The following is a 21,799-nucleotide window of genomic DNA, read 5'->3' on the forward strand; positions in this document are numbered from 1 at the left end:
TTCATAATTCATAATTCATAATCTAAAATTTATAATTCAAAAATCAAAAAAAGACTGCCCGTTTCCGGACAGCCTCTTACATCAATTAAGTTATTAAGATTAATTTTTTATGAATCTTTTGCTTACCTCGCCAATGCTGATCGTGTAGACTCCTTTGACCAGGCTGCTGATGTTGACAGCTCCTCGTTCTATTTGTCCGGACTGGATCAGTTTTCCGCCCATATCGAAAATTTTGTATTCCTTAACGGGAGCATTAGAGATGTTAAGGACGTCTTTAGCCGGGTTCGGGTAAAGCTTAACATCGGTCAGAAGGTCGGCTGAACTGATTTCTCCTCTTCCTGATGAAACGATATTCAAGGTATAATCTTCTACCTGTCCGTAAGTATAAGTTCCGCATGAAGATGAAGGGACTGAGTTGTATTGCATCATTACCCTCATTCTGGTTGATCCTAATACGGCTGTAGACGGAATAGTGATGCTTCCTGTCGCCGGAGAAGTTGTTGATCCGGCTTTAGACCAGGCCAATTCTCCACTGTCGGTAAAGTCTCCGTCACCGTTATAGTCGATGTATACGGCATAGGCTTCATTGTATTTTGTAGAAGTCCATACCGGAGTAACGGAAATGGTATATGCCGTTCCTCTGGTTACATTCGTAGAAACTGATGTGAAGTTTTCATATCCTGCAGTTCCCGTTGAAGAATTATTGATGGATCCGAACTTCACATTGCCAATTCTTTCATCAGCCGTATTGTTTGCCGATGCAGAGCAGTACGTTACGGTGCTTCCCGTGCTCGTTGTCACCGATACTGTATTGCTTGAAGATGAAATATTTCCGGCCGCGTCTTTCGCTCTCACAGTAAAACTATAGGTCGAGGACGGGCTAAGGCCGGTAACGGTATAAGATGCAGAGGTAGTAGAGCCCAATAAGCTTCCTGCCTGATATACGTCATATCCGGTAACACCGGTATCATCTGTAGCGCCGGACCATGAAAGATTGGTGCTGGTTGCCGTGGTTCCTGAAGCTGAAAGTACCGGAGCCGTAGGCGCTGTAGTATCAACAGTACCGGAACCTGCATTAACGGTAATATTGGCATTGTTTACATCAAAGAAAATATGGTTGGAACCTTTTACCATGATTCTTCCTGTGGATGTGGATACATTCGGGATGGTCACTGCCTGAGAACCGTCGTTAGGAGTTCCGGATAAAAGGGTAGTCCAGGTCGTCCCACTGTCTGTTGACCATAAAATATCAACATTGGACGCATTGACGCCATTGGCTGTGGTTCCCGCTACGTTCCAGGTGATGGTCTGGCTGGTACCGCCGCTGTAGGTGGTGGCAGAATTCTGTGAAGTCACACTGAAAGGCCCTGCCGTACCGTTAACGGTAACCACCATATCATCTGAATTGTTTCCGGAACCTCCAGACCTGTTATCGCGCACGGTAAACCTAAAGTTTAAGGTACGGGCTACAGTTGGTACTGCTTCAACGGTAATTTCAGATCCCGCAGTAGTTGTTGACCCTGCCAGTACAGAAGCCATTCTCGGGAAATACCGTACCGGAGAGGCGATAGGGGTCCATGACCTGAACGTTGGCCCTGAAGTTTTGGTTCCGCTGGCTGCCGAGCTGGCTCCGGTCTGGGAGTTCGATGCGTTGTCCATCTCTTCCCATACATAAGTCAGGGCATCTCCATCGGCATCAGTTCCTGTTCCGGTCAGTACAAAAGGCGTTCCTTTAGGAACGGTATAATCTGCACCTGCATTGGCGGTAGGAATGGAGTTTCCTGTACTCGTGCTTACAGGGCAGGTTTTGGATTTTATATTGTTAGTTACCTGCTGGATGCTTACTGCATGGAAAAAGGCATCCGAATGCGGCTGTACATCCTGGCTGGTAATCCCGGCATAACCCATAATGGTAGATCCGGATCCAGGCTCCATATTTACGCCTGTTCCTTCATTGCTCATGGAGAAGGTATGGTTTCCTCCGAACTGGTGTCCCATTTCGTGGGCAACATAATCGATATCAAAATTATCCCCGGAAGGAATGGCATCTGCCGGAGAAGTATATCCGCTTCCTTTGGAACCATTAACGCAGATACAACCGATACATCCTGCATTCCCGCCACCGCCTGAAGCACCGAAAAGGTGTCCTATATCATAATTGGCTTCACCGATAACGGAAGTCAACGTATTCTGAAGCTGAGAGTTCCAGTTGCTCATGCCGGAAGCCGGCGAATAAGGATCTGTGGATGCATTGGTATATACCACTGCATCATTATTGGAGATCAGCACCATCCTGGCAGAAAAATCCTTCTCAAAAACACCGTTCACACGGGTCATGGTATTGTTCATGGCAGCCAGGGCATTGGCTTTCGTGCCTCCGAAATAGGAAGTATATTCTCCGGTACAGGATAATGCAAGCCTGAAAGTCCTCAGTTTGGCATCGTCTGCATTAGGCCTAGCTGCCAGGTCGCTCCCTGCAACACCTTTCTGGGCTACATCGATGACCGTACATTCAAATTTGCTGAGGTTATCTTTCTTGTCAGATTTTTTGTAAACCACATAAGTCGACAAGTCTTTGGTGTAAGGCTCGATAAAAACAGCTGATTTATCTCCATAGATTTCCATGGATGACAAGCCTAGTGGCGAGATACTGAAATAGACGGTAGAGGAGGGATCTTCAAGCCCTTCACCTACATAAGATTTTATTTCAGGATATTTTGCGGCCAGTTGAGGGTCAAAATTGGAATTTTCGCGAACTTTGAAATGTTCCATCTTCCCTTCGGAATTCGGAAACGATATGATTACCTCTGATTTTTCTCCGGCGGATAGCCTTTTCGGTGCTCTTGCCAATGAATTCTTTAAGCCATTAATATCCAGGCTGAAAATCCTGGGCTGGATGATCCCGGTTTTATTTTCAAAGACGGCAGAAGGGCTTTTCGGAGATGATGCAGACCAAAGCCGGTCGGTCTGTGCTGATGAAATGCCGGATATAACAAGCATTCCAATCAATAATAATTGTTTTCTCATAAAATATTTATCTTGATTGTGGATTATCAAATCTAATGAATTAATCAGTATGAAAAAGCAATTTTTTTAAGAAATATTTAGATATTTCATTTAAATCATTATGTAGTGTATAATATGTGTTTGGATTTATAGCATCATAAAAAAACAGCACATGCAAAAATGCATGTGCTGTTTTTTTATGATAAGAGATAAGCCTGATACAGAAACCGGCTTATAAAAAGTCTAAAGATTATTTGATAATATCCCTCCCGATAACAAGCCTCTGAATTTCTGAAGTTCCTTCTCCGATGGTACATAATTTAGAGTCCCTGTAGAATTTTTCTGCCGGGAAATCTTTGGTATATCCGTATCCCCCGAAGATCTGAACCGCATTATTGGCAATTCTTACACAGGCCTCAGAAGCATACAGCTTAGCCATTGCACCTTCTCTGGTCATTTTCTGCTTGGTATTTTTCAAGGTTGCTGCTCTCTGGATCAGTAGCTCGGCCGCGTCGATTTCTGTGGCCATATCCGCAAGCATAAAGTTGATTGCCTGGAAATCTGAAATCGGCTTACCAAACTGATGCCTTTCTTTCGCGTATTTAAGGGCTGCTTTGTAAGCTCCTCTTGCTGTTCCCAGACTCAGGGCTGCAATGGATATCCTTCCTCCGTCCAGGATTTTCATCGCTTGTTTGAATCCTTCGCCTACTTCGCCTAAACGGTTAGCGTCAGGAACTCTAACATGATCGAAAATAAGTTCCGCAGTTTCAGAAGCACGCATTCCCAGTTTATTTTCTTTTTTACCTGAACTGAAGCCCGGCATGCCTTTTTCCAATACAAATGCTGTGGAATTATTTTTAGCTCCTTTTTCACCTGTTCTGGTCATTACTACAGCGATATCACCGGAAATAGCATGGGTAATGAAGTTCTTGGCTCCATTTATGATCCATTCGTCACCGTCTCTCACCGCAGTGGTAGACATCCCTCCGGAATCTGATCCGGTATTGTGTTCGGTAAGCCCCCAGGCTCCGATAACTTTTCCTGTTGCCAGCTGGGGAAGCCACCTGTTTTTCTGCTCCTCGTTTCCAAACTCGTAAATATGATTCGTACAAAGTGAATTGTGTGCCGCTACAGAAAGCCCGATGGATGGATCAACCTGTGAAATCTCGTCCAGAATTGCAACATATTCATGATACCCCAATCCGGACCCGCCATATTCTTCAGGAACTACAATGCCCATAAATCCCATTTCGCCCAGCTGATGAAACAGTTCTTTCGGAAAAGTCTGGCTTTCATCCCACTCCATGATATGGGGTCTGATGTTTTTTTCAGCAAACTCTTTTGCCGTTTCCGCTATCATTTTAATGTTGTCAATAGTCTCTGTATTCATAAAGATTATAGTTAGTTCCCAAAGATACTTAAATTGCTGAAATGCCAAAGAAAATTATTCCTGTCATAAGATTTTGCGCATAAGCTATTCGTTCTCAAATTTTTGTGTGTAAAGATTTAATACTTTCTTAATGAAAATAAAGTATTTTGAGTTAATTAATTTACTATTTTAGCCTCCCAATTTTGTCTCATGAAAAAATTACTACTTCCTGTCATTATATTATCATCAGTGCTGCAGGCACAGGCTCCTGCAGGTTATTACGACGGAGCAGCAGGCCTTACCGGCTACATGCTGAAGTCTAAACTTCATGATATTATCTCAGCTAAAAATATCAACTGGAATTATGGTGATCTCACCAATTATTACAACCAGACTGATCTGGACCGGTATTATGACCATGGTGCCAGCAATACCACCATCCTCCTGGATATGTATTCTGAAATTCCTTCCGGACCGGATGCTTACGAATATACTACTGCCAATATCATCGGCAGTGCCAGCGCAGAAGGACAGGGGTGGAACCGAGAACATATGATGCCTCAAAGTACTTTCTACAGCAATTATCCCATGTATTCTGACCTTTTCTATGTGGTGCCTACGGACGCCAGGATCAACCAGCTCAGAAGCAACTACCCGTACGGGATCTCTACTACTACAGCTTCCAACATCTATTATACTTTTACCAATACGTCGAAGATAGGGAAGAGCGCCATTCCTAACTGGGTATATACCGGCCGCGTCTATGAGCCCATTGATGAATTTAAAGGTGATATAGCAAGAAGCCTTTTATATTTTGCTGTAAGGTATGAAGGGAAACTGGGTACATTCAATTATAATAATAATATGAGCCCTCCTTCAGATACCAATCCGCTTGACGGCACAGAAGAAAGGGCTTTTGATCCTGCCTATATCGCAATGCTTTTGCAATGGCATGCCCAGGATCCGGTTTCGCAGCGGGAAATTGACCGCAATAATGCTGTATATGCCATTCAGCACAACAGAAATCCTTTTATTGATAATCCTTCATGGGTCAGCGCCATCTGGGGACAGACTCCTGATGCTGTTGCTCCACAGGTCCCGGGAAATTTAACCGTCAGCCAGACGGGAGCCTATTTTGCAACTTTAAGCTGGTCTGCCAGTGCAAGCAGTGATGTCATTGGATATAAGATCTATCAGAACGGCAACCTGGTAGGTGCTACCAAAGGTACATCCATCAGCATAGATCACCTTACGCCTTCCACAGTTTATAACTTCACGGTAAAAGCCTATGATAACGGGTATCTTTATTCTGCGGACAGCAATACGGCATCCGTGACCACAACAGCATCTGATGCTTATGCGAAGGACCTGTTTTTTTCAAAATACCTGGAGGGGACTTCCAATAACAAGGCGCTTGAAATTACCAATAAGACGGGGCATCCGGTTAACCTGAGCGAGTACAGGTTATCTATCCAGATGCCTAGCAGCAGCAGTTACTATTTTCCGGATCCTTATGAGCTTGAAGGTATCCTTCAGAACAACGAAACAGCTGTCATCCTGAATCCTGGGGCCAATTTCTCGTGCTATACCATTAATCAGGCCAGATTTGTTACGGCAGCGCCCCAGATGACCTTTTCGGGGAATCAATATATTGAGCTAAGGTATAAAAGCAGCAGTACGGTAGATGCCTTAGGGGTCACAGGACAAAATAATTCCCAGGTTCTTGCAAATGTTTCTTTGTATAGAAAGAGTACCATCAACCAGCCTACGGCAACATTCAACATCAATGAGTGGAATATATACGGAACAGACTATTGTCAGAATTTAGGTGTTCTTGGAACTTCCGATATACTGTTTGCCTCGAATGAAAACACCCTGAAAATGTATCCTAACCCTGTTTTCGAAACTATTTTTGTGACCGGAAAAACAGGCGAAGTCCATAGTGCTGAAGTTCTTGACTATTCCGGCAAACTGATTTATAGGGAGAAAGACCCGTTCAGGTACAAAAGCAGTATTTCTGTCCAGGGATTACCTGCCGGTTCCTATCTTTTGAGGCTGGACGGCAAAACCTATCCGTTTATTAAAAAATAAGGCGATCCTTTACAATTAATTTTAAACACTCCCTGATCTTGGGGGCTGCAAAGATAACAGGCTGCTTCATCAGAGGCAGTCTTTTTTTATTCTGACGCGTGATGTTTGCAATGGTATGCGCATTGCTGCATTTAATCTATTATCAATTATCATTCATGAACATACAACTTAATTCAAAAAATGCTTTGGTCGGTGCCGCAACAGGCGGGATCGGAGCCGGTATAGCAACAGAACTGGCCAAATGCGGAGCCAATGTAACCGTTATGGCCCGGAATGAGGAGAAACTTAAAAACATTACAGCATCGCTTCCTGTAGTACATGCCGGACAGCATCACCGTTACCTGGTAGCCGATTTTTCCGATTTTTCTAATTTCAAAACGATCATCAATGACTATTTCAGAGAATATGAAGTAGATATTCTTGTCAATAACACCAATGGCCCAAAACCGGGTAAGGATTCTGATCTTAACACTGAAGATTACCAATCTGCATTCGATCTTCTTTTTAAAACCGTCTGTGAGACGACCCATCTGGCCATTCCCAAAATGATAAAAAAGGGAAGTGGGCGCATTATCAATGTTTCTTCATCATCTGTGAAAGAACCGATCGCGAATCTGGCGCTGTCCAATTCCATCCGTTCTGCCGTGGCTGCTTGGGCCAAAACACTATCTCTTGAGATAGCGCAGCACCAGATTACCGTTAACAATATCCTTACAGGTTCCTTCGATACGCAGAGGATAGAAAGCCTGATCAATGAGGAAGCCGGGAAAACCGGAAAATCCGTTGAAGAGATTAAAAAGGCTAAGGAAGATAAGATCCCGATGAAAAGACTGGGCAAACCTGAAGAATATGGACAATTGGTTGCTTTCCTTGCTTCAGATTATGCATCGTATATAACCGGAACCAGTATTCCGCTGGATGGGGGGATGAGCAGCACGTACTAAGTTTTGCAGCTTATCGGTGTAAACATGATTGACATTAGTACACTCTGAATGTCCCAAATCGCCCTTTGCTGCTGAGCTATGGCTTCTCAACTACACAGAAAAGATTGCCATCCGGATCTTCCAGCACAACATAATCTGCACCGGGAGGATAACGCCAGGGATAAGATTTAGCTCCGATGCTTAATAATCTCGCCACTTCTTTTTCCCGGTCGTCCGTATATAGGTCAAGATGGAGTCTGCTTCTTTTTCCCGAACGTTTTTCAGGAACTTTATTCAATGAAATGTTGGGGCTTTTTTGCTGTGGGTCACAAAGGACAACCCATCCTTCGCTTGCTGGTTCCCGGGGAGTATAGTGTAAAGCTTGTTGCCAGAAGCTGAGCATCTTTTCAAACTCGTAGCAACTGATAACGATTGATCCAATTTTCATTATATTGTGTTTAAGGTTTTATTCCTTGATATTTGTTGTCAGATGGCTGCGTCAAATATTGATCTATTCAGTAAATATCAGCAGTGGTTACCAGTATAAAATATGTATGTAAAAGTATGCAATAGCCAATCTTTCTACTTCATTTTCTTCAGTTCACTAAGCAAACCATTTTGTTTTTCTATAAAACTGATGAGGCTATCCGGTTTTAAAATGTGGGCATCCTGGTATTTCCGGATTTCAGGAAGGGTTTTGGAAATCATGAAGAGGGTGTGCTGATCGTGTATTTTGACCGCATTATTCTGAATCCTACTGATCAGGTCCCGGACAGGCTTGATCTTAGCATCATATTGTTCTGAACTGAATGAAATCTGTTTTTCAACAACGTGCCGGGAGGCAGAATCGGTAACGGATTTTGCTAAAGCATGTGCATCCTCATAATATGTTTCGGACTGGGTAATGATGTCTATATATTTTGAGGTCACCGCTGAGGTCTCTTCTTTTATGGCATCAACTTTTTTCTCAAGAGCCTGCAGTTGCGGGTCTTTTTTTACAAGTTCGTTATAAATACTAATGACACGATTAACATCTCGGGAATACCTTCCGACCGAAGAGATGGATTCTGATTTATCGATTGCCTGGTCTACCGTAGTCTTATTTTCAGTAGCAGGGCCTCCGCATGAAAGCATCGATAGAAGCACAAGTGAAATTATTATTTTTTTCATATCCGGTTTTTTATATTTTAAGTAGATCAGACTAATATATAAAAAAAAGCGGAGCCTGAAAAAATCAAGCTCCGCTGAATGGTTATGTATTTTATTTACCCAGATAAGATTTCAGGATCTTGCTTCTGGTATTGTGCTTCAATCTCTTGATTGCTTTTTCTTTGATCTGTCGCACACGTTCTCTCGTCAGGTCAAATGTTTCCCCGATTTCTTCCAGCGTCATCGGATGCTTTCCGTTAAGACCAAAATACAGTCTTACCAGGTCAGCTTCTCTTGGCGTAAGGGTATTCAGGGCCCTTTCAATCTCAATCTGAAGGGATTCCAGCATCAGGTCTTTATCCGGGCTTGGAGATTCTCCTGAACGCAGTACATCATAAAGGTTGGAATCTTCTCCTTCCACCAACGGAGCATCCATCGATAAATGCCTTCCGGAATTTTTCATGGATTCCTTGATGTCTTCCTCACTCATGTCCAAGACTTCAGCCAGCTCTTCCGGAGAAGGCGGTCTTTCATTTTCCTGTTCAAGGTGGGCATATGCTTTATTGATTTTGTTGATTGAACCGATTTTATTTAACGGTAATCTTACAATTCTGGACTGTTCTGCCAAAGCCTGTAAGATTGACTGACGGATCCACCATACGGCATAGGAAATGAATTTGAAACCTCTGGTTTCGTCATACCTTTTAGCCGCTTTCATCAACCCCAGGTTTCCTTCATTAATCAAGTCGGGCAGGGAAAGACCCTGATTCTGGTACTGCTTGGATACGGAAACCACGAAACGAAGGTTGGCCTTGATCAGCTTTTCCAATGCGGCTCTGTCGCCGGCACGGATTCTTTGTGCCAATTCCACCTCTTCGTCTGCGGTAATCAGTTCCACTTTACCGATCTCCTGCAGATACTTGTCTAATGAAGCAGTTTCCCTGTTGGTTACCTGCTTAGTAATTTTTAACTGTCTCATTTATTTTTCCTCAAAAAAGAGTTAGTATATATAATACGTCTGAAAAGGTGAAAAGGTTACACGGTTTTTAAAAATATTTGTTTTTGTTGACGTGCGACGAAATATATTGTAATTTATGCCCTGGGCACCGATGAGCATTTTACACAATAAAAAAAGTGAAGCATCTGCTTCACTATATTATATTTGAATTTTAGTCTTAAAACGGGTTTCCTAAAAAAGATCATTCAGCCACTTCGCCAGTCTCAGGCCACCGTATAGCAATTGTCTTTCCATGACATCGTTGAATTTATACTGATAATCGAAAGACAGTTTTGAACCGTCTGGTGTCTGCGCATAAATCCTGTTGGCAATGGTGTGGGAATCATACAACCAATCTTCGAGTGTTCCTGACTGGATTTTTTTCACTTCATCATCAGATCTTATATCCAGAAGCTTTGAGTATTCAGTATAGCTGTATTTCTGTGAATCTACCAGTTTGCCATCCCATACGGAATGCAGATTGGTCTTTTCCCCGAAGTAGGTCACGTTAATTTTATTTCCGCCTAAATCTTCCGCTCTTCCCACGTGCATCGGCTGGGCGAGGTCACCCATAATATGGATCAGGAAGATCAGGGCAATCTTACGGTCTTTTTCAGGTGTTTTGCTGTCTTTGATCTGGCTGGACAGGGTGTTGACCTGAGTATACAGGCTCGGTCCGGCCTGCATTTTAAGCTTTTGTTCAAACGTTTTAAAGTCAGTTTGCGGATCAATATTTACATAGTGCCACGCTGATGCCTGCTTCCATACGCCTGTGGTATCAGATTTAATAAAATCCGGCCAGTTGGCCCAGTATGCCAGTCTTTCCCGGCCCATCATTTTTCTTATTTCCCTTCTCGCTTTTCCCGAAAGGTGGTTTTCTGCAATTTCTGCGATAATCCTGTGCCCGGTAAGTCCCCACGCATAGCTGTATAACGATGAGGAGATAAATGCAAGCATCAGTAATTTAGAATACATACTTTTCATTGTTCAGTAACATTTTGAAGTGCAAAGATACGTTTCACAAGGGTACCATGCATTCTGTACGATCAATTTATTGTAATAATAATTATTAATATACCGGCAGATGATGTTTTGTATGTATTTCAGATTACGCTTTTAAAATTATTTAAAGGTAATCATCATGCAGAGATAATGTAATGTCTTCATAATCATAATTAATTGTAACTATGCAGTTATCGATATACTCTTTTTTTTGCCTGACTATTTTTAGATTGATAAAAAATCATTAATTTTAGGATGATATAGAGGAAAAGTGTTTTTCTATAGCAAGAGAAATACTACCTTTATCAGCCAAATTATCACAGAAACTATGATGTATGAAAATTCTATTGCAACCCTGCATTACAATCAGCTCCAAACTGATTTCAGGGCAGAGGCCGTGGCGGTAAACCTTTTAAAATACCACAGGGCTGTCAGCAATATATTTATAGAACGGATCGGGATTAATGACCGTGCTTATCTCAAAGATATCAGAAGAATTACCAGCCAGTACCTGGGATTCGACGAGGAGGTATTCACCATAGAAACCTACCGGGAAGGCATTTACGATTACCTTCCGGAAGGTCTTTTCCATCCGCCATCACTGGGTGCTTCCAGAAAGAATGTAGACCACATTGTAAGGGAAATCCGGAAACAGAAAAAAGTGGAAGAGGATGCACGGAAATTTTTCCGTCCTTTTGAACTTGAAATTTTCTTTACGGAGATCAGTGCTCTGCTAAAGGAGTTTGACTTTGACATCGCCAGTGATACCCACACACTTCTGAATACGGTAAGTGAACTTTGGCCGTTGCTCCGGATGCTGGACCGACATCACGCTTCCATATTCATCTATATTTTGCCGTTCTTCCATCAGATCCGCGGTGATAAAGCCTGGTTTGAACGGTGTATGAGTGCCTTTTTACAGGTTACGGTTGAAGTAACTTTCGCTCCGAACGTGATTGACAGGATCGAAGAGGAAGATGATTCTATGCTGCTCGGCAATTCCAGGCTGGGTGTTACCTATATTCCAAGCGGCAGGCATATGGACGGCGAACGGAACTGGGTAGTGAATATCGGGCCTATCCCATATGAGGAAATGAAAAATTATATAGACGGCAGCCCGTTCAGGAATGTACTGAAGGCTTTATACAACCACTTCCTTCCGGTGACCGTGGAAGTGGAGGAAAACTTCATCACAGAAAAGCAGGAATATTCTTTCTCCCTGGAAGACGATGAAAGAAATGCCAGCCGCCTCGGATACTCTACATTCCTGTAAAATATTTTAGTATATTTACATTGACCAACATAAATATAAATTTGAAAAACAAAGCATGGAAATTTCTTCAGTTAAAGGAGTCTTTTTAAGGTATATTCTTATGCCGCTTCTGGCGGTTATTATGATGACGGTTCTCGGAGTGATCCGAAGGAACAAGCCGGCCATCAAAATAAGGGTGATTATCGTATATGTTTTGTTATGCGGCCTGTGCCTGGCACTGCCCGGATTTTTCGGTTTTGCCGGCAACCTTTTCAATCCTTACTGGTACCTGATTGCACAGATCATCTACCTGATTTTCGGGATTATCCATGTGAACCTGACGGATTATTACTTCAAAAAGCATATTAAGTCTGTTTCCATGAGCATCCTGTTTGAATCGCTGCTTTCTATTACCTGTATGGTTGTCGGAGGCTATCTTTTCACCCTGATATTCAACTGGATGAGCAAAGGGACAGGCTATGCGGCCATGGCAGCAACGAGCATGCTGATCTTCCTGGTTCCGTTGGTGTTTTACTACTGCTATATTCAGTTCATCAGTATCCCGTTCGATATTTACAAGACATGGAGGTATTCCCCGGACCAGAAACTTCCTGATTTTGAGGGAGCAGATTTCGATCGATTGATGGTACTGAATGTGGAACTGAGCAAAAATCTGGAAGATGCCAACCGGTTCAGGATCAAAGCTAAAACGCTGCCGACGGGGGTGACATTCGGGGACTGGTTCTACCGTGTTGTGGATGATTACAACCATAAAAACCCCAATTCCATCATCCATCTTACAGACCAGCAGAAAGAACCCTATTACTGGATTTTTTACACCAAAAAGTCATTTTTCAGCTTCCGGAAATACATCGACTTCAATGAGGATATCACAGCCAACAGCATTTCTGAAAATGAAGTGGTGATCTGCAAGAGAGTGATCCAGCATGAAGAGGAGGGAGCCAGAAAAAAGTCATAATCACACATTTTAAAAGGATATAATATGATACAGCCAATAAAACATTTTGCAATCAACTGGGTAGACGGCATGAAGGTTTCCCAGCGGCATCTGAATGACCAGGATAATTTCCTGACGGATATGATCCGGGATTCCAACTCACTGGAAATTACCAACTACAATTACGGATTGCTGCCGATTTCCAATGAGTTTACAGACCGTACGATCTTTGATGTTCACAATACGGCGACCAATGATGTGCAGCTGGTGATCAAACGGTGCAGTGCGCTTACGCTTGCCGGATACCGGATTGAGCTGACGGACAGAAGAGTGAGCGTAAAGTCCCTTGCCCGTTCCATGAGCGAAGAACAGGCAGACGGAGACTATTATATCCTGATTTCTGTCAATCCTTTTGATAAAGTCCCGTTTGGCGACATCGATCCTGAGGAAATTCCGCCACGCCATCCGAATGCACAGCCCAACTACCATATTGAACTGCTTCCGGTAACTTCCCTGAACAGCAGTTTCTCAGGAGGGAATTACCTGATCATCGGCAAGGTAGACCTGAAGGGCAATATTGCCCAGGTAGATTCGGCATTTATCCCGCCATGTACATCCATCCAGAGCCATCCGGCATTGTTGGATTATTATAACGGATTTGCCAAGTCCATCGGTAACCTGCAACAGTATGCATTCAAGATCATTCAGAAAGCTTCCCATAAAAATCAGAATACGGCTTTGGCGCAAAACGTTAAGTTTTTATGTACAACGATGGTGAATACTTTCGGGGATATGTATTTCCAGTTCAGGAATATTATTCCGTGGCAACCGCCGGTATTTCTTATCGAATGCTTTGCCAAACTCGCCCTTCACCTATACAATTCCACCCAGGTGATGGTTCCGGCAGAACTGGAAGAAATGCTGAATTACAGCCTTGAATGGAGTGAGATTGCGCCCCACACTTTGCTGAACCAGCTTTCTATTGTTGCAGAAACGAATTACGACCATCATAACTGCGGTGAGCCGCTGATTTACATCCAACAGATGCTCAAAAGCCTGGAAACTATTTTTTCCAAACTCAGCGAACTGGATTACATTGGTCAGAGAAAAGAGAATATCATCGTCAACGAACAGGAAGTTTCATCGAACAACACCCCGAAAAGAGGGTGGAGTGTTCTGGATTAAAACCCCTGTATATCTATAAGTTTCCCGGTTTATGCCGGGATTTTTTTTGCATGATAAAAAATTATCAGGGATCAGGCTATTTCCTGACAAGGATTTTTTCAGTAGCTTTCTTACTGAGTATTTCCTTTTTCCCCTCAATCTCAATCGTCATTGATTTATCAAAATCCTCAATTTTAATTACTTTGATCTGAGTATCCAGCAAAAGGCTCCTTTCGTTCAGGTAGCTCAGGAAAGCATCATCAGAAAGCGTCACAGAAGTGAAAATAACCATCTCTCCGGTCTCGCAACTGCTGAGTTTCTGTAAATCCTGGGCAATGATATTACCATCTTTATCAGGAATAGGTTCGCCATGCGGATCAAATTTAGGATAATTGAGGATTTCGTCCATCTTGTCAAAGAAAACCTGTGAGTGAACATGCTCAAGCTGTTCCGCAATTTCATGCACATTTTCCCATCCGAAGTTCATATTCTTTACCAGGAACATTTCTGTCAGCCGGTGTTTACGAACCACCAGGGCCGCTTCTCTCCGTCCTTTTTCCGTTACCAGGAGAGGTTTATAGGTTTCATAGACTACCCAGCCTTTCTCTGCAAATTTCTTCATCATATTATTGACACTTGGCATTTTCACGTTCAGAAATTTACTGAGTTCATTGATCGTCACTTTACCTTCTGAGTCCACAACATGAAACAGGGCTTTCAGGTAATTTTCTTCGGTTAAGGTTATTTTCGGCATGTTAGACAGTTTTCATTACAAATCTAACAAAATAATAAGTCAAATGCAGCCTTGCTATTTTAAGTTTTTTTAATTTTGTACCATGAAATTTTCATTCAAGAACGATTATTCTGAAGGTTGCCATCCCAATATCCTGCGGGCGCTTTCAGAACATAATGAAGATCAGCAGGCTGGTTATGGAGAAGATCAATATTCGCTGCAAGCCAAAGAACTGATCAAAGTGCGCATGAACAGCAAGGCCTCAGATATTTATTTTATTTCAGGTGGAACACAGGCCAATCTTATTGTCATTTCTTCCGTTCTCAGGCCCTATCAGTGTGCAGTTTCTGCTTCTACAGGCCACATTCTCAATAATGAAACAGGAGCTATTGAAGCGACAGGCCATAAAGTGTTAAGTGTGGAGACTGAAGATGGAAAGCTTAAACCGTCCGATATTACACCTGTACTTGAGTCCCACCGTAATAGGCCGCACCAGGTAATGCCGAAGCTGGTGTATATCTCCAATTCTACAGAGCTGGGAACCATATATGACAGGGGAGAACTGGAAGCCTTATCTGAATTCTGTAAACTTCATGATCTGTATCTCTTCATGGATGGGGCAAGGCTGGGGCATGGGTTAACTGCCGCAACCAGTGATCTTACGCTGGAAGACGTAGCCCGGCTGACAGATGTTTTTTATCTGGGCGGAACCAAAAACGGAGCTTTGATAGGAGAGGCAGTAGTCATTAATAATCCTTTGCTACAACAGGATTTTGCATTCAACATTAAACAGAAAGGCGCATTGCTGGCCAAGGGCCGGCTGCTTGGGATCCAGTTTCTGGAACTGATGAAAGGAGACCTGTACTTTGATTTGGCGAAACATGCCAACAGACAGGCGATGAAGATTAAAAATTTCCTGAAAGAGCGGGGAGTGGAGTTTCTGTCTGATACCTATACCAACCAGATTTTCCCTATTCTCAGCAATACTCTTATTGAGCGTTTGTCCGAGGACTTTGAGTTTTACGTATGGAAAAAAATGGACGAGCATTTTTCAGCCATCCGCCTCATAACTTCATGGAATACTGCTGATGAAGCGGTCATACGTTTTACAGAGGCCATAGAACATCAAATGCCAGAAATATAGAAAAACAGCCGGTAGGGGCTGTTTTAATAGGGCAAAATCCCTCTGAAATTTTTAATACAATGTATAGGTTGCAATTTTATAAATAGTTAAAAATCAAGACATTAATGCATTTTATTTACTTACTCAACTAAGTTTTAATATTCAAACAGAAAAGAAAGTAGGGGAGTCAAAAAAAAATTTCAGGAGGATTTTGATATTGTATTCCCGTTGGTTTATTGTAATGCTTTGGAAACAAGAGCACAGTCAGCAGCTTGCAGTTTCTGGCCGTCTTTATAACTGATTTTCTTATCACTTGCATATTTCATCTGACCATTTTCTGTCTTATGTTCGCCTATGCCTTCTGTAAGGGTATTGCCTTTCTGAAGAAAATAAATATCATTCTTACTCTTGGTCCCTTCCGAGGCGAATTCGTAGGTAAGTTTCAGGGTATCTCCTGATTTAAAACCTGTGATATCTCCCTTAGAACTGTCTTTTTCAGAATTTTTATACCTTAGTTTTCCGGTAATGGTTCCCAGATTGTCGTCAATACTTGCAAAAACGGTATCTTTCCCCGTCACTCCCATATAGCAGTATGTTTTCGGGCCCAATGTATCTACTACAGGTTCCTCTACTATTGCCGAAGAATCCGGCTTTTCTTCCGGAACCGGAGCTTCTGCTTTTTTATTACAGCTGAATGCAATAACCGCCACGGCACTCAGCAAAACCAAATTTCTCATACCTTATCTTATTTCAATTGTTCTGCTAAAATAGTCATCCTGAACATTATGACCATGAATATGAATGAAAAATAACATATTTTACATAATATTATGTTAAGTTATAGACATGAGATGTATTCTAAATTAGCTTAAGGAATTGATAATCAGTAATTATTCTTAAGATGGCATGTAATCATAGAATGATCATGTCTTTAGGTATGCTATAAAACATCTGGCTGCATTATAGAAATCGGAAATTATGATAGATAAAGAGCGCATCATAACCAAAGTCACAAAATAAAATGGCGACGAGATTCCTTACATAATCAGGGGTTTTGATCCAGCCGGAAGTCTTGTGGTCAAATTTTCTCTGTGACTGTAGTTCACGGTATTGATCTTAAGTCAGGATTTCAATCCTCATAGCTGGAGATGTTCTGACTTTCCAATAATTATTCGGATTACAAATGATAACATTAGATTTGCCGCCGGAAATTTACATCTGATCCAAAGACCAAAGCTTTTCGGGATGTCGTTCCAGTTTAAGCAGGATCTGGGTCTTTATGGCGGTAGATAGAACTTGTGCATGATACTCACGATGGTTATGCTGTATAAATATGTAGAAGTTGAGCGCATATTTAAGCTCTACAATACAATAACAAAAAATCCTATAATTTATATTATGTTAAATTATATATACTTTGAGCAAAAAGATGCTTCCAATCTGTCCTGCTAAAAATTAATTCTTCATTTTAAAAAGCAATTGCTTCTACAATAAATCCTATAATTATTTATTAAGCAATCAATTATACAAAATCATTCTTATTAGTTGCAATGCAGAATTTATTTTTGTATCTGAAGTATTTTGAAGGATTATTATTGTTTTGTCATTATCCAAATGCCTTTCTATAAAGGTGGAATATCCTGGCCAGCCTCCGGAATGATAGACGATTTTGCCATATTTCTTTGAATTTCCTATGAACCAGCCAAATCCATATTGAGTTTCTTCTCCATCTTTTGTTTTCACAGAGTTGAACATGAGTTCTTTATCTTTTGAATTAATCAATGTATCAGTATAAAGTGCTCTATCCCATTTTAACAAGTCTTCCGTAGTAGAGTTTACGGTTCCGTCGCCCACAATGCCGTCCAGATAATAGGTGTAAGATTCCTTTTCGATACTGTCTGGAAGTACTTTTTGACCTAAATTATCATTAATATAACCAAGAGCATAATTCTTTATTTGTTTTGATTCAAATCTCCTTCTGTAAACAAAGGTATTGTTCATTTTTAATGGCTTAAAAATGCTTTCGTTCAGAAACTGTCCAAATGTCTTTTGTGACACTTTTTCTATTATAAGTGCTAATAAAGTATAGCCTGTGTCACTGTACTCATATTTTTCGCCTGGTTGAAATATAACTTTGGTTGGTATTGTACAAATAGATTGACAATATCCTGATTGGTAGCAATTTTTGTTTTATCCCAATGTTCTTCAAAAAGCTTTATATAGTCAGGAAGCCCGCTGGTATGATTAAGTAGGTTTCTTATCGTGATGTTTCTGTAGAAACTTAATTCAGGAATATACTTCGAAATGTTATCGTCATATTTTAATTTTCCTTGTTTTTCCAATAAAACAATTCCCATAGCGGTAAACTGTTTAGAAATTGATGCTAATTCAAAAATTGTATTATTATCAAGTTTTTGTTTGGTCTCTTCATTCGCTAAACCATAATTTTTCTCAAATATGATTTTCCCCTTCTCTGCAATTAATACATTTCCATTGAACATTTTCTTCTGGTATAGTGATGTAAATACACTATCAATTCTTTGGCTTTGAGTTTTTTGTCCAAAAGAAATATTTGAAATTGTTATGATTAAGACTAGTGAAAATATTCTTCTCATCGTTCTGTTTTAAAATTATTTATAAGGAAAAGCAGACTGGCGATAGTAACGGATTTGGCTTGAAAATCTATTCAGACCGACAGTTAACCTATGTGTTTTACAGGGCTAACTTACAAAAATAAAGTGAATTCGGAATGCCTTCAAATCAAAAAGCACAGAAATTAAAGTTTGGTGCTATCCTTCTGTTTTTCTAATACCATGTTGAACTAAATTGTAAGTGAAATTTCTGTTTTCTTAGCAGGTATTTTTAAATCCTGATGATGCATTATTATTTATAAGAATTTTTAATTAATTTGAATTATATCATTATAGATTGTAGTTACTTGGAATTAATTCAATAGGATTATTGTCATGTATTTTACTTTCCATTATTTTATCGTCCATACTTTTTAAAAATCCTTGTTTTTCTTCATCAGTCTTAAAGATGATATCTCATGTAAAAGCCTTTTTCTTAAACCTTTCCAGAGGGCTTTCTTGTGATATTTTTTCATATTCTTCCAGCGTCATACTTTTCGCCACTTTATACGTAGGATCATTCAAAACAAGGTAATGAGATTTATTTTTCTGTATGGATACGATGCTGAATCTATGGGTATTTGTATGATCAGATACTTCAAGAATTAGTCCTGGCAATCCGTGAAATTTATAAGGCCCGTCCGAAATGGGAATTTCAGCGGTGAACCAAGCGATCCATTGCCTTCCGGCAAATGTTGTTGTTGCTTTTTGAGTGTTGTAACCCATCAGGTTTCTTTTTTCATCTGATATTTTCCAGGTTAGCGCTCTTGGTTCCTTAACTTTCATAACGGCATCCGGCGCATGATTGGGACTGTAAAAATATACCGGGCCATCAGAAGATTTTTCTACTACATACCTGACTTTCATGGAAGGATCAGGAAACGCCATCACTCCCCTTTCTGCCTGTACCCTCATGGTTGAATCGGAAATGATATGCCTAAGGCCGGTAAAAACAGAGTATTTTTCTTTTTCATTAAAATCTAAGACCACGAGCTCTTCGGAAACAGTATCTTTTTCTAAGGTGTCCGCAACAAATTTGTAATTATAAGTAAATCTAATAATCCTGTGAATAGTAAATGGATGGTAAAAGCAGACAGAAAAGAAGTATACTTTTCACAGGCTGATATAAATTTAAAATTAAAGACCATTCATTTTAATATTTTTTCAAACGGGTTCCAGCATCAAAACAGAACAAATCCTTATCATTATAATATATAGATGTATTGCATCCGGTAAAATTGCAACAGTACCTATGATGTGATTCTTCTATGCATCCTTCTGTATGTATATTTTTCATCTCGCTTCTTAAAATTCTTTCTAAGTGCTTCATGGACATAGTTTAAAGGTGGTAAGTAAATATACAATTAATATATCACTTTAATGAGATTTTAAAGTGTAAACTCATCCGTTGATTATTGATATTTTCTTATCGATCAGCATCATTAACAATAAATAAAAAGAGACCCGTATTTACGGATCTCTCAATATATATTCAGCAATATTAGCTATAAAGCTTTGCTGTTTAAATTGGTGTCGGCCACCTTTGTCAGGAGTTCGTCACATTTCTTTTCTTCTTTCAATGTCTGGAGAAGATGCTGAAGGCACTCCTCCTCTTTCAAAACTTTGGCAAAAGCAGAAATGGTTCCGTAGGTAGCAATCTCGTAATGCTCCACTTTCTGTGCAGCGGCAATGATGCCTGCATCCCTTACTGCTCCGGGTTCTGTCTCTTCAATAATGCTTTTCCCTTCATCCAGGATACCCTGCATGGCATCACACTTCTTCGCCTGTGCTTTTTTTCCTAATGATTCAAAACAGGCTTCAAGACGCTCCACGTGGGTTTCTGTTTCTGCCAGGTGATCTTCAATCGCTTTCTTCAGTTTTTCATCGGTAGCATTTTTCATCATGTTCGGCAGAGCTTTTACAAGTGCTTTTTCAGCCCAGTAAATATCTTTCAGTGAATCTTCAAAAAGATCCTTCAGTTCTTTGGCAGCATCTTTCTTAGCAGGTGTTTTTGAGCTGGCTTTAGCTGCGGTTGTCTTAGACGGTGTTGTTTTTGCTGCAGTTTTCGCAGGTGCTTTTTTAGCTGATGATTTCGTTTCCATAATACTATTTTGGTGATTAATTGTGATTGCTGGTAATTATACAATTATAAGACCAGATTATAGAATAATTTTCTTATTTGAAAAGATGTGGTACCTAAAATACGCATCAAATACTGGCTTTAGCCTGTTAGTCACGAACGATGAATGATCATATCGATGCCTATTTACTGAACCGGACTGCTGTATTCCTTAGTTTATCCGATCTGTACACAATTATTCTTACCATTAAATGATAATGGAGCAACCATGCTTTTCGTAGGTGCGAAAGTTTATCATTTTGCTCTTCTCTCTCAGGATAAGGTGGAGGCACAAAGGCGCGTTCTCAATATGGTAAAGGCAATGGATGAAGAAGGTTTCGGGAACTGTTCTGTTATCGGGGCCTGTGAAGTGGAATGTCCGAAGAGCATTTCGCTGGACAATATTGCACGCCTGAACAGGGAATATATGAAGGCGTGGGTAAACAGAGGGTAAACGGCTTCCCCATCTCCTGCTTTTATTTTTCGATGCAGACCCATGTTGGAGCGTGATCACTTGTTTTTTCCCATCCGCGTACATTCCGGTCTACACCACCGGATTTTAAAGCAGACTTCAGGTAAGGACTGAGAAGAATATGATCAAGCCTGATTCCTGCGTCCCGGTCATAGGATCTATACATATAATCCCAGAAGGTATATATTTTCTCTTCCGGAAAAAGAGTTCTGATAGAATCAAGCCATCCCTTCTTCAGCAGGTTTTGATAGGCTTTTCTTATTTCTATCCTGTACAGGGCATCATTTTCCCAGCGTTCGGGTTTATGGACATCAATAGGTTCAGGGATTATATTAAAATCGCCGATGATTATTGCGGGAAGGTCCATGGTAATCAGTTCATCGGTTCTTTTTTTCAGACGTTTCAGCCAAGACAGCTTATAATCGAATTTAGGTCCGGGATAAGGGTTTCCGTTGGGCAGGTAAAGACAGCAGATCACCATCTGATCTATGATTGCTTCAAGATAACGGCTCTGTTCATCGCCGGGATCTCCAGGCAACGTATCCTGCACTTTGGTAATCTCCAGGTTTCTTGTGAGGATAGCTACGCCGTTCCAGCTTTTCTGACCTTTCCAGATTGCCTGATATCCTGCCGTATTGATCTCCTTTTCCGGAAAACGTTCCTGTGGAGCTTTCAGTTCCTGAAGGCAGACAATATCAGGCTTAGCTTCCTCCAGCCAACGCAGCAGTACGGGAAGCCTGGCATTGATTCCATTGACATTATAGGTTGCGATTTTCATTTGCTCTGTTTTAAATGGGATATTTGAAAACGC

The 21,799-nt window shown here is 41.0% G+C and carries 18 protein-coding genes and 3 pseudogenes; 7 read left to right on the plus strand and 14 right to left on the minus strand.

Annotated elements, in window-relative coordinates; all coding sequences use genetic code 11:
- Positions 1 to 99: 99 nt before the first annotated feature.
- Both QE404_RS06575 and QE404_RS06580 read right to left on the minus strand, forming a co-directional pair.
- Positions 100 to 3,027 carry a reprolysin-like metallopeptidase gene (locus QE404_RS06575; protein ID WP_307448222.1) on the minus strand — a complete coding sequence of 976 codons (2,928 nt, stop codon included), beginning with the start codon at positions 3,025 to 3,027 and terminating at the stop codon, positions 100 to 102.
- A gap of 229 nt (positions 3,028 to 3,256) precedes the next feature.
- Positions 3,257 to 4,396 carry an acyl-CoA dehydrogenase family protein gene (locus QE404_RS06580; protein WP_307448225.1) on the minus strand — a complete coding sequence of 380 codons (1,140 nt, stop codon included), beginning with the start codon at positions 4,394 to 4,396 and terminating at the stop codon, positions 3,257 to 3,259.
- A 189-nt stretch (positions 4,397 to 4,585) separates the two neighbouring features.
- Between QE404_RS06580 and QE404_RS06585 the strand changes: the two genes are divergently transcribed.
- The gene (locus QE404_RS06585) at positions 4,586 to 6,466 is read left to right on the plus strand and encodes an endonuclease (protein WP_307448227.1); all 1,881 of its coding nucleotides are present in this window, start codon (positions 4,586 to 4,588) and stop codon (positions 6,464 to 6,466) included.
- Between the two features lie 155 nt (positions 6,467 to 6,621).
- Entirely contained in the window at positions 6,622 to 7,410 is a 789-nt protein-coding gene (locus QE404_RS06590; protein ID WP_307448230.1) for an SDR family oxidoreductase, read from the plus strand.
- A gap of 76 nt (positions 7,411 to 7,486) precedes the next feature.
- On the opposite strand, the gene QE404_RS06595 is transcribed toward QE404_RS06590, so the two are convergent.
- The 4 genes from QE404_RS06595 to QE404_RS06610 all read right to left on the minus strand — a co-directional run bounded on the left by QE404_RS06595 (position 7,487) and on the right by QE404_RS06610 (position 10,519).
- Entirely contained in the window at positions 7,487 to 7,837 is a 351-nt protein-coding gene (locus tag QE404_RS06595) for a VOC family protein (protein WP_307448232.1), read from the minus strand.
- Positions 7,838 to 7,971: 134 nt separating this feature from the next.
- On the minus strand, positions 7,972 to 8,559 hold the full coding sequence (locus tag QE404_RS06600) for a hypothetical protein (RefSeq protein ID WP_307448234.1): 588 nt from the start codon (positions 8,557 to 8,559) through the stop codon (positions 7,972 to 7,974).
- Between the two features lie 91 nt (positions 8,560 to 8,650).
- Positions 8,651 to 9,517, minus strand: a complete 867-nt coding sequence (locus tag QE404_RS06605) for a sigma-70 family RNA polymerase sigma factor (RefSeq protein WP_002979276.1) — start codon at positions 9,515 to 9,517, stop codon at positions 8,651 to 8,653.
- A gap of 210 nt (positions 9,518 to 9,727) precedes the next feature.
- On the minus strand, positions 9,728 to 10,519 hold the full coding sequence (locus QE404_RS06610) for a S1/P1 nuclease (RefSeq protein WP_307453789.1): 792 nt from the start codon (positions 10,517 to 10,519) through the stop codon (positions 9,728 to 9,730).
- A gap of 346 nt (positions 10,520 to 10,865) precedes the next feature.
- On the opposite strand from QE404_RS06610, the gene QE404_RS06615 reads away from it, so the two are divergent.
- From QE404_RS06615 to QE404_RS06625, 3 genes are read left to right on the plus strand one after another with little or no spacing between them, the layout of a single operon-like run.
- Complete coding sequence (locus QE404_RS06615; protein ID WP_307448238.1) at positions 10,866 to 11,810, plus strand: type VI secretion system baseplate subunit TssG; 945 nt, start codon at positions 10,866 to 10,868, stop codon at positions 11,808 to 11,810.
- A 55-nt stretch (positions 11,811 to 11,865) separates the two neighbouring features.
- Positions 11,866 to 12,768 (plus strand): TssN family type VI secretion system protein, encoded by a 903-nt coding sequence (locus QE404_RS06620; RefSeq protein WP_307448240.1) that lies wholly within the window; start codon positions 11,866 to 11,868, stop codon positions 12,766 to 12,768.
- Between the two features lie 24 nt (positions 12,769 to 12,792).
- A complete protein-coding gene (locus tag QE404_RS06625; protein WP_307448242.1) occupies positions 12,793 to 13,932 on the plus strand; it encodes a hypothetical protein in 1,140 nt (379 codons plus the stop codon).
- Between the two features lie 76 nt (positions 13,933 to 14,008).
- Here QE404_RS06625 and QE404_RS06630 read toward each other — a convergent pair whose 3' ends face one another.
- Positions 14,009 to 14,665: a metal-dependent transcriptional regulator gene (locus tag QE404_RS06630; RefSeq protein WP_307448245.1), complete on the minus strand. Its 657-nt coding sequence runs from the start codon at positions 14,663 to 14,665 to the stop codon at positions 14,009 to 14,011.
- An 82-nt stretch (positions 14,666 to 14,747) separates the two neighbouring features.
- On the opposite strand from QE404_RS06630, the gene QE404_RS06635 reads away from it, so the two are divergent.
- On the plus strand, positions 14,748 to 15,788 hold the full coding sequence (locus QE404_RS06635; protein ID WP_307448248.1) for a threonine aldolase family protein: 1,041 nt from the start codon (positions 14,748 to 14,750) through the stop codon (positions 15,786 to 15,788).
- 212 nt (positions 15,789 to 16,000) lie between these two features.
- Here QE404_RS06635 and QE404_RS06640 read toward each other — a convergent pair whose 3' ends face one another.
- From QE404_RS06640 to QE404_RS06660, 6 genes and pseudogenes are all read right to left on the minus strand, one after another.
- Complete coding sequence (locus QE404_RS06640) at positions 16,001 to 16,504, minus strand: hypothetical protein (protein WP_307448250.1); 504 nt, start codon at positions 16,502 to 16,504, stop codon at positions 16,001 to 16,003.
- Between the two features lie 223 nt (positions 16,505 to 16,727).
- Positions 16,728 to 16,871: pseudogene (locus tag QE404_RS19325) on the minus strand (DUF4256 domain-containing protein); the annotation flags it as partial.
- 414 nt (positions 16,872 to 17,285) lie between these two features.
- Entirely contained in the window at positions 17,286 to 17,921 is a 636-nt protein-coding gene (locus QE404_RS06645) for a serine hydrolase domain-containing protein (protein WP_307453363.1), read from the minus strand.
- The gene (locus tag QE404_RS06650) at positions 17,843 to 18,382 is read right to left on the minus strand and encodes a serine hydrolase domain-containing protein (RefSeq protein WP_307448253.1); all 540 of its coding nucleotides are present in this window, start codon (positions 18,380 to 18,382) and stop codon (positions 17,843 to 17,845) included. The genes QE404_RS06645 and QE404_RS06650 overlap by 79 nt, the downstream gene beginning before the upstream one ends.
- A gap of 432 nt (positions 18,383 to 18,814) precedes the next feature.
- A pseudogene (locus QE404_RS06655) lies at positions 18,815 to 19,486 on the minus strand (GLPGLI family protein); the annotation flags it as partial.
- A 416-nt stretch (positions 19,487 to 19,902) separates the two neighbouring features.
- Positions 19,903 to 20,499 carry a YciE/YciF ferroxidase family protein gene (locus QE404_RS06660; protein WP_307453791.1) on the minus strand — a complete coding sequence of 199 codons (597 nt, stop codon included), beginning with the start codon at positions 20,497 to 20,499 and terminating at the stop codon, positions 19,903 to 19,905.
- Between the two features lie 234 nt (positions 20,500 to 20,733).
- Here QE404_RS06660 and QE404_RS06665 point away from each other — a divergent pair.
- A pseudogene (locus QE404_RS06665) lies at positions 20,734 to 20,970 on the plus strand (succinate dehydrogenase/fumarate reductase iron-sulfur subunit); the annotation flags it as partial.
- Between the two features lie 22 nt (positions 20,971 to 20,992).
- On the opposite strand, the gene xth reads toward QE404_RS06665, so the two are convergent.
- On the minus strand, positions 20,993 to 21,766 hold the full coding sequence (gene xth / locus QE404_RS06670) for an exodeoxyribonuclease III (RefSeq protein WP_307448256.1): 774 nt from the start codon (positions 21,764 to 21,766) through the stop codon (positions 20,993 to 20,995).
- Positions 21,767 to 21,799 lie beyond the last annotated feature (33 nt).

The sequence above is a fragment of the Chryseobacterium camelliae genome (assembly GCF_030818575.1).
GTDB lineage: Bacteria > Bacteroidota > Bacteroidia > Flavobacteriales > Weeksellaceae > Chryseobacterium > Chryseobacterium camelliae_A.